This is a genomic window from Caloramator sp. CAR-1, from assembly GCF_030546345.1.
Taxonomy (GTDB): Bacteria; Bacillota; Clostridia; order Clostridiales; family Caloramatoraceae; genus Caloramator; species Caloramator australicus.
Genome location: NZ_JAUONW010000018.1, coordinates 19,356 through 32,992 on the forward strand (window position 1 = coordinate 19,356; position 13,637 = coordinate 32,992).

Sequence of the window (13,637 nt, forward strand, 5' to 3'; positions counted from 1 at the left end):
CGTTAAAGAGATACAATCGCCTTAGGTGGTGATTGTATGGAGGATAAAATTATTTTGGAAGAAATAATAAAGAATAAAAGCATAAGAACATTTTTTCAACCTATAATCGATGTTATGAATTCTAAAATAATAGGCTATGAAGCCCTTTCACGAGGGCCTAAAGGTTTACCCCTTGAAAGACCAGATTTACTATTTGATGCAGCTGAAAGGTATGGCAACTTATGGGATTTAGAATATCTTTGTCGAAGCCTTGCTATTGAAAGAGCATCTAAACTAAATATAGATAAATATTTATTTTTAAATGTAGATCCAAGAATAATTCGTGATAGAAATTTTAGAAATGGCTTTACCAGGGATTATCTAAAACAATTCAACATAGACTCTAACATGATTATTTTTGAAATAACTGAAAAAACGGCAATAGATGACTATAAAGCATTTAGGGAGGTTTTGGAACATTATATAAAACAGGGTTATAAAATTGCCATTGATGATACTGGAGCTGGATATTCTGGAATAAAGTTAATTACGGAAACTAAACCTCAGTTTTTGAAACTTGATATGGGTATTATAAGAGATATAGATAAGGATAGCTTTAAACAGGCGGTATGCAGAAATTTTGCCCATTTGTGCAAGTTAACAAATATGAAACTTATAGCTGAGGGGGTTGAAACAAAGGATGAATTAGTAACCTTAATTAATTTAGGTATTGAGTATGTTCAAGGTTATTTAATAGCAAGACCATCTGAAACAATTCAAGATATCCAATCAGATATAAAAGAATTTATAAAGGGACAGATTAATGAAAATAATAAAAACATATTTTATACCTCAAAGACATTCCCAATTGGGAAAATTGCAAGGTTTGATGAGCCAATTACAAAGGATATGAAATGTGTAAAGGTTAAAGAAATGTTTAATAATTCACTATGCCACGGCCTTGTAGTGGTTCAAAATAAAATTCCTATAGGTCTTGTTATGAAAAACAGAATAAATATGCTGTTATCTTCAATCTATGGCAATGCTTTATATTTAAACAAAAGCGTTGAACTTATTATGGATAGAAATCCATTGATTGTTGATTATAACGTTCCAATTGCAGAAGTAACACATCTTGCTATGTCGCGTCAAGAGGACAAGCTTTATGACTATGTGATAGTAAAAAGAAATGAAGAATACTACGGTGTTGTTAGTATAAGAAGACTATTAGAATGCACGATGGATCTGGAACTTACCTATGCAAGACATACAAATCCACTCACTGGACTTCCGGGAAATATTTTGATAGAAAACACACTTTCAGATGTAATAACAAAAGGGAAGAAGGTGTCAATATTATATTTTGACATTAATAACTTTAAAGCATATAACGATACTTACGGTTTTGAAAATGGGGATAAAGTTATTAAATTAACATCCAATATAATAACGGATTGTCTTAAACTATATTTAAAAGATAATTACTTTTTAGGTCATATAGGCGGAGATGATTATATTGCAATTATTGAGGAGGATGATTTTGAGTTTATAAACAAAATTTGCACAGAAATAGCAGAAAAATTTGATACCCATATAAAGGGATTTTATACCCTTGAGGATATTGCTAAAGGCTATGTAATATCTCCAAATAGACAGGGTGAGCTGCAAAAATTTAATTTGCTTTCACTATGCATTGCAGGATTGATATGCGATGCTAAAAAGTTAAAAACTCCCCATATGGTGGCAAATATTCTAAGCAAGATTAAGATAGAATGTAAGTCAAGCTGTAAATTAGTTAATAAAAGTGGTATTAAAATTGAAATTTCCTAGCAAAATAAAAATGTAAAATATTAATTAACATAGACTTAACATAATTTTGATGGTTCTTAACAATTGAAAGTTATAAAATTTAATTGTAAAAAGAAAACTGAAAGGAGATAACAAATATGAAGAAAATAATATCAGCTGTTTTAATAGCTGCGACAGCATTGTCATTTTCAGCTTGTGCAAGACAAGAAAAGTTAGCAGGAACTATTAAAATCGACGGTTCCAGCACAGTATATCCAATAACTCAGGCAGTTGCAGAGGAATTTAATAAGGAAAATCCTGATGTTAACATCACTGTTGGTATTTCAGGAACAGGTGGAGGTTTTAAAAAGTTTGTTGTTGGAGAAACAGATATAAACGATGCGTCAAGAAAGGTTAAGAGCGAAGAAGCAGAAAAGGCTAAGGCAAATGGAATAGATATGATGGAACTTGAAGTTGCTTATGACGGAATTGCAATAGTTGTAAATAAGGATAATAATTGGATTGACGATATAACGACAGAAGAGCTAAAAAAGATTTGGGATAAGGACTCAAAGGTTGTTTACTGGAGTGATGTAAGACCAGAGTGGCCAAAGGAAAAGATAAAGCTTTATGGTCCAGGAACAGACTCAGGAACATTTGATTACTTTACTGCAGAAATCAATGGAGAAGAAAAGAGAATAAGAACAGATTATACAGCAAGTGAGGATGACAACGTTCTAGTTCAAGGCATTGCAGGAGATAAGTATGCTATGGGCTTCTTTGGACATTCATACTATGAAGAAAATAAGGATAACCTAAAGGCTTTAAAGGTAAATGGTGTAGAGCCAACAACTGAAAATATCAGAAATGGAAGCTATAAGCCACTTTCAAGACCATTATTTATATACGTTAATACAAAGTCTCTGGAAAGACCTGAACTAAAGGCTTTTGTAAAGTTCTACCTTGAAAATGCTAAGGATTTAGTAGAGCAGGTAGGGTATGTTCCATTGGAGGATGCAAAATATACAGAACAGTTAAACAAAATAAAGTAATCTAAGGCACCTTTAATGGGTGCCTATGCCCATTTAGAAGAAGGGGGAGCAGGATGAAGAGAATAGAATTTGAGAGCAAAGAAAGAATTAAAAAAAATGAAGAAATAATAAAAAATGTGTTAACAGTTTTAGGATTTATATCGATATTAACAACCTTAGGGATTATTTTTTCTCTTTTTGAGGAAACCTTTTTGTTTTTTAAAAGGGTGTCTATAATTGAGTTTTTAACAGGAAGGGAATGGACGCCCCTTTTTGAGCCTCCTAAGTTTGGCGTTTTGCCTTTGGTTGTCGGAACATTACTAATTGTTGTTATATCAAGTATAATTTCTATTCCAATAGGCCTTGGAAGTGCAGTTTACTTAAGTGAATATGCTCCTAAAAAAGTAAGAAAAGTTTTAAAACCAACTATTGAAATACTTGCTGGGATTCCTTCTATTGTATATGGATATTTTGCACTAACCGCTATAACTCCTTTAATAAGGGCTATCTTTCCTGAAACAAGCGTTTATAATGCCTTAAGTGCGGGAATTGCTGTAGGAATCATGACTGTTCCTTTGGTTTCCTCTTTAAGTGAAGATGCTATGATGGCTGTTCCTGATTCTTTAAGACTTGGTGCCTATGCCCTTGGAGCGACAAAATACGAAGTATCAAAGGATATTGTAATTCCAACTGCATTGCCGACGATTATTGCATCGTTTATTTTAGCTATATCAAGGGCAGTTGGAGAAACTATGATTGTTGCCATGGCGGCAGGTTCAACACCTAAATTAACTTTAAATCCCCTTGAGAGCATACAAACTATGACAGGTTACATCGTTCAGATAAGCATGGGGGATGTTCCTTATGGATCAATTGGTTATAGGACTTTGTTTGCCGTAGGTAGTTTATTGTTTTTAATAACCTTTACATTGAACTTAATTTCTAGATATGTTATGAGAAAGTATAGGAGGGCATATTGATGAAGGAACAGGATATTACAAAAAGGCGAAAACTAAAAAATAAAATATTTCATACTTTGATATTTTTATGCACTTTGTTTGGAATATTTATATTGAGTATTCTTCTATTTAGTATATTATCAAAGGGATTAAAGTGGTTATCTATGGATTTTATAACTAATTTCCCATCAAGATTCCCTAAAAAGGCTGGCATTTATCCTGCACTTTTTGGGAGTTTATGGCTCATTATCTTAACTGCCTTAATTTCATTCCCCGTTGGAATAGGGACGGCTTTATATTTAGAGGAATATGCAAAGGATAATAAATTTACTGAATTTATTAAATTAAATATAGCAAATCTTGCAGGTGTTCCAGCAATAATTTATGGAATGCTTGGACTTGCTGTTTTTGTTAGATTGCTTGGGTTTGGAAGAAGTATATTGTCAGGTGCTTTAACTATGTCATTATTGATACTTCCAACTATAATTATTTCTTCACAAGAGGCATTAAGGAGCGTTCCAGAATCCTTAAAACAGGCATCTTATGCCCTTGGCACAACAAAGTGGCAGACTATAACTGGAGTAATTTTACCCTATGCTCTGCCAGGAATTTTGACAGGAACTATACTTGGGCTATCAAGGGCATTAGGCGAGGCTGCACCATTAATTGTAGTAGGTGCCCTTGCTTATGTTTCATTTATTCCAAAAACTCCCTTTGATCAGTTTACAGTTTTGCCTATACAGATATTCAACTGGTCAAGTATGCCTAAAAAGGAATTTCAAAATGTTGCAGCTGCAGGAATTATAGTGCTTTTATTTATTCTTCTTGGCATAAACTCAATTGCTATTATATTAAGAAATAAATATCAAATTAGAATGAAAGACTAAAGGAGGACACTATGGAAAGCGTAATTAAAGTAGAAAACTTAAATTTTTACTATGGCAATTTCTTAGCATTAAAGGACATAAATATGGATATATATAAAAATAATATAACCGCCTTTATAGGACCATCAGGATGCGGAAAATCAACATTTTTAAGAACTTTAAATAGAATGAACGATTTTATTGAAAATACAAGGGTTGAAGGGAAAATTTTATTCCAAGGTCAGGATATATATTCAGGCGATTTAGACCCAGTTGAGCTAAGAAGAAGAATAGGTATGGTCTTTCAAAAACCAAATCCATTTCCAAAGACCATATATGAAAATATTGTATATGGACTTAGAAAAAATGGAGTTAACAAAAAAGAAGTCTTAGATGAGGTTGTTGAGAGCACATTAAAGGCTGTTGCCCTTTATGATGAAGTTAAGGATAAAATATATAAATCAGCCTTAGAACTTTCCGGAGGCCAGCAGCAAAGGCTTTGCATTGCAAGGGCAATTGCAATGCAGCCAGAAGTCGTTCTAATGGATGAGCCAACATCCGCCCTTGACCCTATTTCAACTTTAAAAATAGAGGAGCTTTTACTTGAGCTTAAAAAGAATTATACTATAATTATAGTAACCCACTCTATGCAGCAGGCAGCAAGAATTTCAGATTGGACGGCATTTTTCTTAAACGGTGAGGTTATAGAATACGATACTACAGAAAAAATATTCGAAAACCCAAGGGATAAGAGAACGGAAGATTATATCACTGGAAGATTCGGTTAAAAAAGGAGAGATTTTTATGACAAGGTTGCATTTTCAACAAAACCTTGAAGAGGTTAAACACAAGGTATTAAGAATGGGTTCCCTTGTAGAAGTGATTGTTGATAAGGCGGTAACTTCTTTAAAGGAACAAAATTTAGAGCTTGCTAAAACGATTGTTGAAGAGGATGATAAAATAGACGCCATGGATCTTGAAATTGAAATGGACTGCATGAAGCTTTTAGCCCTTCAACAGCCTCTTGCAAAGGATTTAAGAACCATAGCAACAGCCCTTAAAATAATTACTGATCTTGAAAGAATGGGGGATCATGCGGTTAATATATCTAAAATAACTTTAGAGATAGGCAAAGAACCGTTGATTAAGCCTTTGATTGACATTCCAAGGATGGCAAAGATCGCACAAGAGATGATTAGATTAAGTCTTGATGCTTTTGTTAAAGAGGATATAGAACTTGCAAAAAAAGTTGCCCAGATGGATCAAGAGGTTGATGATATTTATCAGGCGATCATTGATGAACTTTTAGAAATGATAGTTAAGGATCCTTCAATTACAAAGCAAGCAACAAAGCTTATGTTTGTTGGAAGATATCTAGAAAGAATAGCTGATCACACTACAAATGTTTGTGAAAGAATTATATACATGGTAACTGGAAAACTTGAGGAGATAAATTAAGGGTGCCTTGCACCCTATAATTTTTTTATATCTGAAAATGGGTAGATTTTAAAAATTGCATGTCCTTTTATGTGATCAATAGGAATTGGACCAATATATCTGCTATCTTCACTGACTTCTCTATTGTCTCCAAGAACGAAAACGTAGCCTTCAGGTATTATCATGTCGATATCAGTTTCAGCGTAGGTTTGGGTTCCAGGGGATAAATAATCCTCCTGAAGCTTTTTGCCGTTTATAAAAACTGATCCTTCTTTGATTTCAAGCCTTTCACCAGGAAGTGCAACAATTCTTTTTATATATAATCCCCTGCCTGAATTGCCAGGATCAAGGATTATTATTTCTCCCCGGGTAAATTTTTTAGTATAAAGACTAATTTTTTCTATAGCAACCCTATCGTTATCATGAAGGGTTGGAATCATAGATGGACCTGAAACCTGCACTATGTCAAATATAAAGGCCTTTATAGTAAAGGCTATTACAGCAGCAACTACTATTGATACTATCCATTCCTTTATCTCATTGATAATTTTGTCCTTCATTTTATGACCTCCTTTTGAGCTACTAACAAAATTATATATCATATAATCTGTAGTGTAAAATGATAAATTTTTAAAATGTTGTTTAAAAAATTAAATTTTAGTTAATTATTAATAATAATGCCTATCTTTAATGCAAAAAATATTCAAAATTGTCGAAAATTTTTTGCAATTTTAAAAGGAATTTTGGAAATAATGGAGAATATATAAAATAAGGACTTATATAGTCGTAAGGAGGAATTTGTTATGAGGGAGTATAGGATTGAAAACATACGAAATGTAGGTATGATTGGACATGGTGGAACGGGAAAAACCACCTTAGTTGAGGCTATATTATATGACTGCAAGGCAACAGATAGAATGGGTAGAGTTGAAGATGGAACAACAGTTTGTGATTATGACCCAGAAGAAAAGAAAAGACAGATCTCAATTTCAACTGCTATTGCACCTTGTGACTGGAATGATTATAGAATTAATTTTGTTGATACTCCAGGATATTTCGATTTTGTTGGTGAAGTTTTAGAAGGTTTAAGGGCAGTTGACTCTGCTATAATAACAGTTTGTGCAGCATCGGGTCTTCAAGTTGGGACAGAAAAGGCATGGAAGTATGTAAATAAATATAAGATTCCAAGAGCATTTTTTATAAATAAAATGGATAGAGAAAATGCTGATTTTGATAAGACATTTAAGCAGATTAAGGATAAGTTTGGCCTTTCGGTTGCTGCCCTTGAAATTCCAATAGGGAAAGAAGCAGATTTTAAGGGTGTTGTTAAAATATTAGAAAGAAAAGCTCTTGTTTATGATCCAAAATCAAAAGCGATGGTTGAAGCGGAAATTCCAGCTGACCTTGAGTCAGTTGTTGAAGAATATAGAAATATATTAATGGAATCGGTAGCCGAAACTGATGAGGAGCTTCTTGACAAATACTTAAGCGAAGGCGAACTTTCTGACGAAGAAATTTTAAGAGGACTAAGAAAGGGTATATTAAACTGCGATGTTGCACCGGTTTTCTGCGGTTCAGCGATTTCAAATGTAGCTTTAACTACATTGCTTGATTGTATAATAAATTATTTCCCTTCCCCTGCTGATAGGGTTGAATTTAAGGGTAAGAATCCTAAGACTAATGAGGACGAAGTTAGAAAGTCCAGTCCGGATGAAAGATTCTCAGCCTTTGTGTTTAAGACGATTGCCGACCCATTTGTAGGTAAGCTTTCGATATTTAGAGTTTTATCCGGTTCAATTTCTTCTGATTCAAGCATATATAATGCTACTCAAGATAAGACAGAAAAGATAGGCACACTATACATATTAAAAGGTAAAAATCAAACTGCAGTAACAAAACTTTCTGCTGGAGATATAGGAGCTGTTGCAAAGCTTCAATACACTATGACTGGAGATACATTGTGCGACGCAGCAAAGCCGATAATTTACGAAAAAATAGATTTCCCAGAACCAGCAATATCAATGGCAATAAAACCAAAATCAAAGAATGATGAAGATAAGATTTCAACAGGACTCCATAAACTACTTGAAGAAGATCCAACATTTAAAATATCAAGGGATGTTGAAAACTCAGAGCTTATAATATCTGGTCTTGGGGAATTACATATTGAAGTTATAGCAAGCAAGCTAAAGAATAAGTTTGGTGCAGAAGTAATGCTTGACATTCCAAAGGTTCCATATAGAGAAACAATAAGAAAGACCTCCGATGTTCAAGGAAAATATAAAAAGCAATCTGGTGGTCACGGACAATATGGTGATGTTGTTATCAAGTTTGAGCCACAACATGAAACTGAAGATCTTGTTTTTGTCGATCAAATAGTTGGTGGTGTTGTTCCAAGACAATATATTCCTGCAGTTGAAAAGGGACTTAGAGAAGCTATGAAAAAGGGAGTTTTAGCAGGTTATCCTGTTATAAACTTAAAGGCAACATTACACTATGGTTCCTATCACCCTGTTGACTCTTCTGAAATGGCCTTCAAAACAGCAGCATCCCTTGCCTTTAAGAAGGGAATGAAGGAGGCAGACCCAGTATTATTAGAACCTATAATGCATTTTGAAATTACAGTGCCGGATGAATACATGGGAGATATTATTGGTGATATAAACAAGCGCCGTGGAAGAGTTCTTGGAATGGAGCAAAAGGATGGAATGCAGGTTATAATGGCTGAAATGCCGATGGCGGAAACCTTCAAATATGCAACAGATCTAAGATCCATGACTCAGGCAAGGGGAAGCTTTACAATGAAGTTTGAAAGATATGAAGAAGTTCCAGCTCACATCGCACAAAAGATTATCGAAAATGCGCAAAAGGAAAAGGAAGAAGAGGAAGAATAAAATATTTTTGGGCAGGTATTTTAAAATACCTGCCCAATATAATTTTGAAAGCATTTAACAGCATTTAATTTTAAAAACTGTAAAAACTATATTCAAAGGAGGGATTTTAATGTCTGATTATAGGATTAACTTTGGGAAAATAATTGGACCATCTGACACAAATAAACTTTATGATATGCTTTCAATTTTAAACGACGATGATGAACTTGTAATAACAGTTGACGGTTCAGATGCTCATCAAACAGAGGAAATAAGAAGGATACTTGATATGAATGGATTTGACGTCACACAAAAGGGAGGACACGATGATAATAAATATCACTTAATTGCAAGAAGAAGGTGATCAAATGAAATTTAATAAGAAATTAAGGGGGAAAAGGTTTAAATTTAACTTCAATCTTGAAAGATTTGGAGAATTCATCCCAAGCTTTAATAGCTGGATGAGTCCAGATGAACAAAGAAAAAGAGTAGAAAAAATTAATGAAGAATTAGACAAATAGAACTTTGGGTTTGAAGGTTCAATAAATCCTCAAACCCTTTTTTACATTGATTTTATATTAAGATTATGATAATATTATAATACGATATCGAAATACGATAATTAAGGGGTGATAAATTGAGCAATAAAATCCTTAGAAAATTATTTTTAGGATTTATACAGGTGCATATACTGTATCATGCCTATAAAGAACCTTTTTTTGGTTCATGGATGATGGAGGAATTAAAAGAACATGGATATAATATAGGGCCAGGGACTTTGTATCCTATTTTGCACTCTATGGAAAAGGAGGGGCTTTTAGTTAGAGAGGATAAACTAATAAATGGTAAAATAAGAAAGTATTATTCAATAACTAAAGAAGGAATTGAGGCTCTTAAAGAGGCTAAAAAAAGAGCAAAGGAACTTTATGAAGAAATTTTTAAATAAGGTGGAGGGGCTATGTTTAAAATCGTTGAATTAAAATACAAGAATATATTAGATATTGATTATCTTGAGATTCAAGGGAATAAAATAACATGCATCGTTGGCGAAAGCGGAAGTGGCAAAACAACTTTACTAAAACTTTTAAACAAACTAATATCCCCTGATAAAGGTGAGATTTATTTTAAAGGAAGGGCACTAAAAGATTGGGACACAATTGAGATAAGAAGAAAGGTTACTATGCTTCCTCAAAATCCTATTATTTTCAATGGCAATATAAGGGATAATCTTTTGATAGGGTTGAAATTCTCTGAAAAACCTTTAGTAAAGGATGAAAAATTAAAGGAGATTTTAGAACTTGTAAGTTTAAAAAAAGAGCTTGATGAGTCTGCACAAAATCTTTCGGGAGGAGAAAAACAAAGGTTAGCCATTGGTAGAATACTTTTGTTAGATTCTGATGTTTACCTTTTAGATGAGCCAACATCTGCTTTGGATGAAGGAACGGAAGAGAAAGTAATGAAGGGGGTTATAGAATATATTAAAGGCAAAAATAAGATGTTGGTTGTAGTAACCCATTCTAAAAAGATAGCTTCTAACTTTAGTGAAAGAGTTGTTGAGATATTTGATGGGAAGGTGAAGTTATGAAAAATATTATAGATATAAATGTTTATCAGCTATTAGCAGCCTATATATTTATTGTAATACTTTTGCTTATAGTAAGAAAAAGAGGAATAAAAAGGGAGAAGGAAATAGTGATATCATCTATCAGAATGACCCTTCAGCTTATAATTATGGGGTTTGTTCTTGTTTATATAATAAATAATCCAAATCCCTTATTTACTTTATTAATTTTAATTTTTATGGAGATCTTTAGCATATATAATATATACAAAAGATCAAAGGTTGAATTGAATTTCAAAATAAAAAAAGTCGTTGCAATATCAATGGTTATAGGGAGCCTTCTTAGCCTTTTATATTTTTTATTTGTAATTATAAGAATCAGTCCTTGGTATGATCCAAGATATTTTATCCCCATTGCAGGCATGCTAATTGGAAATTCAATGACAGGAGTTGCCCTTGGTGTAAATAGGCTTGTTGATGACATTAAAAAGAGAAAAGATGAAATAGAGATGGCTCTTATGCTTGGTGCAACCCCTAAAATGGCAGTTAAGGAAATAATAGATAATACCTTTGATTCTGCAATACTTCCCACAATAAACTCTATGGTAGGAATGGGTATAGTCTTTTTACCAGGTATGATGACGGGACAAATATTATCAGGGACATCTCCGTTGACTGCTATAAAATATCAAATAGCTATAATGCTTGGTATATTAGGTTGCGTTGCAATAACAGTTATAATGTTTCTTCAGCTTGGGTATAAAACTTATTTTAACGAAGAGGCACAGCTTATAATAGATTGACATGATGTGCTTAATAATTGGCTATTATGTTTAAGCTGGTATTACATTGCCGGCTTAATTTTTTTTAAAGTTTTTGTTTGTATTTTTTATTTTGGTTAACATTATTACAAATAAAAAATAAAGAAATTTTGAGATTTTATTTAAAATAGCAAAATAATTTTAATATTTTATTGATAATCATAAAAATTGTCTATTCTATGAAAAAATTAATTATTGCAATATAATTTATATGGTATAAAATAGTAATTGAAAGGTCAAAGAAAGTCAAAGTCAAAGTAAAACAAAATAAGAAGAGGTGGTGCTATGGCAAGACTATCGGATATAATAGAAAACTTCATAAAGACCATGCTGGAAAAGAGCGAAAATGATTTTTTAGAAATACAAAGAAATGAACTTGCTAATCTTTTTAACTGTGCGCCATCTCAGATTAATTATGTCCTAGAAACCCGGTTTACTATAGATAAAGGATATTATATTGAAAGCAAAAGGGGTGGCGGAGGATTTATCAAAATCACAAAAATAAGAATTAACGATAACGATTATTTAAAGGACGCAATTTGGAATAATATAGGAGAAGAAATAACCCAGCAACAGGCGGAAGGATATATTGAGTTTTTTAAGGATAGAGGTTATTTAACTGAAAGGGAGGCAACAATTCTTAAAATTGCTCTAAACGATAAAGTTATAAATGCTCCGCCGGATTTGAAGGATAAAATAAGGGCGAATATTTTAAAAACAGTTCTAATATCAATAATCTAAAAAATTCCCAAAGGAGGGATTTGTATGCTCTGTCAAAATTGCAATCAAAGGGAAGCCAATGTTCATATTACAAAAATAATAAACGGAGTTAAACAGGAACTTCATCTTTGTGAGGAATGTGCAAGGGAAAACAACGAGTTTAATATCGATATAATGAACCCCTTTAACTTTGCATCACCTATGTCCTTCCAAAACATACTCGAAGGATTCTTTGAAATGATGGGTTCGCCATATCAGATTCCTGAGCCTGTAACCTGTCCTGTCTGCCATCAGAGCTTTGATGATTTTAAAAGGACCGGCAAGATGGGATGTGCAAATTGCTATAGAACCTTTAATGCAGAAATTACTCCTATCATTAAAAGGGTTCATGGAAATATTCAGCATACGGGAAAGGTTCCAAAGAGGACGGGAGGAATTTTAAAGATAAAAAGGGATATAGAAAGGTTAAAGGAAGAACTAAGAGTTGCAGTTATGAACGAAGAATATGAAAAGGCTGCTAAATTAAGGGACCAAATCAAAGAGCTTGAGTCAAAGCTAGATAAATAGGGGGGTGGTAAAATGCTATTCAAAAACCATGGTAGCGATATAGTTCTAACCAGCAGAATAAGACTTGCAAGGAATATTGATGGTGTTCCCTTCCCACAAAAGTTAAATCAAGATGAGGCAAATAAAGTAATAAAGGATGTAGCAGATTCTGTTTTAAACAGCAATTCTGCTATAGCCCACGAGTTTAGGCTAATAAAGTTAAGGGAATTAAAGCCCCTTGAAAGGCTTTCGATGGTTGAAAAGCATCTTATAAGCATGGATATTGTAAATGAATATCAAAGGGGAGCAGTCCTTTTAAATAGAGAAGAGAACGTTTCTATAATGATAAATGAGGAAGACCATATTAGGCTTCAGGTTATATATCCTGGATTTAAAGTAAAGGATGCCTATGATTATGCAAACAAATTAGATGACCTTATAGAAGAAAAGGTCCAATATGCCTATGATGCAAAGTTAGGATACCTAACAAGCTGCCCGACAAACGTAGGAACAGGAATTAGAGCGTCGGTAATGCTTCACCTTCCAGCTCTTACTTTAACTAAAAATATAAACAATGTATTTAACACAGTAGTTCAAGTTGGTATGACTATGCGTGGAATTTATGGTGAGGGCAGTAATGCTATGGGAAACATTTATCAAATTTCAAATCAAGTAACTCTTGGTCTTACTGAAGATGAGATAATAAACAACTTAATTGCAGTAACTAAAAAAATAATAGATCAAGAAATTAAAACAAGGGAAATGCTCTTTGAAAAGCAGGCGGCTGAAATCGAGGACGACATTTATAGATCCCTTGGTCTTTTGAAATATTCAAGAATGCTATCAACACAAGAGTGTTTAAATCTAATGTCAAAGGTAAGATTAGGAATAGAAATGGGAATAATTAAGGATATAGATGTAAAAAAATTAAACGACCTTTTAGTTAACGTTCAACCAGCAACGTTACAACTTATTGAAGGAAGAGACCTTGACACAAAGGAAAGGGATATTATAAGAGCTAAAATAGTTAGAGAAACACTAAGATAAGGAGGGATG

16 protein-coding genes are annotated in these 13,637 nt (G+C 33.1%); 15 read left to right on the forward strand and 1 reads right to left on the reverse strand.

Features of this window, described 5'->3' with window-relative positions; translation table 11 throughout:
- Positions 1-36: 36 nt before the first annotated feature.
- The 6 genes from Q3V94_RS06075 (at position 37) to phoU (ending at position 6,081) form a co-directional block, all read left to right on the forward strand.
- Entirely contained in the window at positions 37-1,809 is a 1,773-nt protein-coding gene (locus Q3V94_RS06075; RefSeq protein WP_303525998.1) for a GGDEF domain-containing protein, read from the forward strand.
- 116 nt (positions 1,810-1,925) lie between these two features.
- Positions 1,926-2,819: a PstS family phosphate ABC transporter substrate-binding protein gene (locus tag Q3V94_RS06080; RefSeq protein WP_303525999.1), complete on the forward strand. Its 894-nt coding sequence runs from the start codon at positions 1,926-1,928 to the stop codon at positions 2,817-2,819.
- A gap of 53 nt (positions 2,820-2,872) precedes the next feature.
- The gene (pstC, locus tag Q3V94_RS06085) at positions 2,873-3,778 is read left to right on the forward strand and encodes a phosphate ABC transporter permease subunit PstC (protein ID WP_303526000.1); all 906 of its coding nucleotides are present in this window, start codon (positions 2,873-2,875) and stop codon (positions 3,776-3,778) included.
- A complete protein-coding gene (gene pstA, locus Q3V94_RS06090) occupies positions 3,778-4,644 on the forward strand; it encodes a phosphate ABC transporter permease PstA (protein ID WP_008907555.1) in 867 nt (288 codons plus the stop codon). The genes pstC and pstA overlap by 1 nt, the downstream gene beginning before the upstream one ends.
- Positions 4,645-4,655: 11 nt before the next feature.
- On the forward strand, positions 4,656-5,411 hold the full coding sequence (gene pstB / locus Q3V94_RS06095) for a phosphate ABC transporter ATP-binding protein PstB (protein WP_008907554.1): 756 nt from the start codon (positions 4,656-4,658) through the stop codon (positions 5,409-5,411).
- Between the two features lie 16 nt (positions 5,412-5,427).
- The gene (phoU, locus tag Q3V94_RS06100; protein ID WP_303526002.1) at positions 5,428-6,081 is read left to right on the forward strand and encodes a phosphate signaling complex protein PhoU; all 654 of its coding nucleotides are present in this window, start codon (positions 5,428-5,430) and stop codon (positions 6,079-6,081) included.
- A 14-nt stretch (positions 6,082-6,095) separates the two neighbouring features.
- Here the strand turns inward: phoU and lepB are convergent, their stop codons facing one another.
- The gene (lepB, locus tag Q3V94_RS06105; protein WP_008907552.1) at positions 6,096-6,620 is read right to left on the reverse strand and encodes a signal peptidase I; all 525 of its coding nucleotides are present in this window, start codon (positions 6,618-6,620) and stop codon (positions 6,096-6,098) included.
- Positions 6,621-6,863: 243 nt separating this feature from the next.
- Between lepB and fusA the strand changes: the two genes are divergently transcribed.
- From fusA to Q3V94_RS06150, 9 genes are all read left to right on the forward strand, one after another.
- The gene (gene fusA, locus Q3V94_RS06110) at positions 6,864-8,954 is read left to right on the forward strand and encodes an elongation factor G (RefSeq protein WP_303526006.1); all 2,091 of its coding nucleotides are present in this window, start codon (positions 6,864-6,866) and stop codon (positions 8,952-8,954) included.
- 109 nt (positions 8,955-9,063) lie between these two features.
- A complete protein-coding gene (locus tag Q3V94_RS06115; protein ID WP_008907550.1) occupies positions 9,064-9,297 on the forward strand; it encodes a hypothetical protein in 234 nt (77 codons plus the stop codon).
- 4 nt (positions 9,298-9,301) lie between these two features.
- Complete coding sequence (locus tag Q3V94_RS06120; protein ID WP_274767001.1) at positions 9,302-9,454, forward strand: hypothetical protein; 153 nt, start codon at positions 9,302-9,304, stop codon at positions 9,452-9,454.
- Between the two features lie 116 nt (positions 9,455-9,570).
- The gene (locus Q3V94_RS06125) at positions 9,571-9,879 is read left to right on the forward strand and encodes a PadR family transcriptional regulator (RefSeq protein WP_303526008.1); all 309 of its coding nucleotides are present in this window, start codon (positions 9,571-9,573) and stop codon (positions 9,877-9,879) included.
- Between the two features lie 12 nt (positions 9,880-9,891).
- The gene (locus tag Q3V94_RS06130) at positions 9,892-10,518 is read left to right on the forward strand and encodes an energy-coupling factor ABC transporter ATP-binding protein (protein ID WP_303526009.1); all 627 of its coding nucleotides are present in this window, start codon (positions 9,892-9,894) and stop codon (positions 10,516-10,518) included.
- Positions 10,515-11,297, forward strand: coding sequence for an iron export ABC transporter permease subunit FetB (fetB, locus tag Q3V94_RS06135; protein WP_303526010.1), 783 nt, complete (start codon positions 10,515-10,517; stop codon positions 11,295-11,297). The genes Q3V94_RS06130 and fetB overlap by 4 nt, the downstream gene beginning before the upstream one ends.
- A gap of 303 nt (positions 11,298-11,600) precedes the next feature.
- Complete coding sequence (locus Q3V94_RS06140) at positions 11,601-12,056, forward strand: CtsR family transcriptional regulator (protein ID WP_008907545.1); 456 nt, start codon at positions 11,601-11,603, stop codon at positions 12,054-12,056.
- Between the two features lie 24 nt (positions 12,057-12,080).
- On the forward strand, positions 12,081-12,602 hold the full coding sequence (locus tag Q3V94_RS06145; RefSeq protein ID WP_008907544.1) for a UvrB/UvrC motif-containing protein: 522 nt from the start codon (positions 12,081-12,083) through the stop codon (positions 12,600-12,602).
- Between the two features lie 12 nt (positions 12,603-12,614).
- Positions 12,615-13,628 carry a protein arginine kinase gene (locus tag Q3V94_RS06150; RefSeq protein ID WP_008907543.1) on the forward strand — a complete coding sequence of 338 codons (1,014 nt, stop codon included), beginning with the start codon at positions 12,615-12,617 and terminating at the stop codon, positions 13,626-13,628.
- The last annotated feature ends 9 nt before the right edge of the window (positions 13,629-13,637 follow it).

Excerpts from the sequence above, each read along its gene's own strand:
- Q3V94_RS06115 (WP_008907550.1), top strand. The coding sequence starts at position 9,064 with ATGTCTGATTATAGGATTAACTTTGGGAAAATAATTGGACCATCTGAC.
- pstB (WP_008907554.1), top strand. The coding sequence starts at position 4,656 with ATGGAAAGCGTAATTAAAGTAGAAAACTTAAATTTTTACTATGGCAAT.
- Q3V94_RS06120 (WP_274767001.1), top strand. The coding sequence starts at position 9,302 with ATGAAATTTAATAAGAAATTAAGGGGGAAAAGGTTTAAATTTAACTTC.
- pstA (WP_008907555.1), top strand. The coding sequence starts at position 3,778 with ATGAAGGAACAGGATATTACAAAAAGGCGAAAACTAAAAAATAAAATA.
- Q3V94_RS06130 (WP_303526009.1), top strand. The coding sequence starts at position 9,892 with ATGTTTAAAATCGTTGAATTAAAATACAAGAATATATTAGATATTGAT.
- Q3V94_RS06080 (WP_303525999.1), top strand. The coding sequence starts at position 1,926 with ATGAAGAAAATAATATCAGCTGTTTTAATAGCTGCGACAGCATTGTCA.
- Q3V94_RS06075 (WP_303525998.1), top strand. The coding sequence starts at position 37 with ATGGAGGATAAAATTATTTTGGAAGAAATAATAAAGAATAAAAGCATA.
- Q3V94_RS06150 (WP_008907543.1), top strand. The coding sequence starts at position 12,615 with ATGCTATTCAAAAACCATGGTAGCGATATAGTTCTAACCAGCAGAATA.
- Q3V94_RS06140 (WP_008907545.1), top strand. The coding sequence starts at position 11,601 with ATGGCAAGACTATCGGATATAATAGAAAACTTCATAAAGACCATGCTG.
- fetB (WP_303526010.1), top strand. The coding sequence starts at position 10,515 with ATGAAAAATATTATAGATATAAATGTTTATCAGCTATTAGCAGCCTAT.
- lepB (WP_008907552.1), bottom strand. The coding sequence starts at position 6,620 with ATGAAGGACAAAATTATCAATGAGATAAAGGAATGGATAGTATCAATA.
- phoU (WP_303526002.1), top strand. The coding sequence starts at position 5,428 with ATGACAAGGTTGCATTTTCAACAAAACCTTGAAGAGGTTAAACACAAG.
- Q3V94_RS06145 (WP_008907544.1), top strand. The coding sequence starts at position 12,081 with ATGCTCTGTCAAAATTGCAATCAAAGGGAAGCCAATGTTCATATTACA.
- pstC (WP_303526000.1), top strand. The coding sequence starts at position 2,873 with ATGAAGAGAATAGAATTTGAGAGCAAAGAAAGAATTAAAAAAAATGAA.
- fusA (WP_303526006.1), top strand. The coding sequence starts at position 6,864 with ATGAGGGAGTATAGGATTGAAAACATACGAAATGTAGGTATGATTGGA.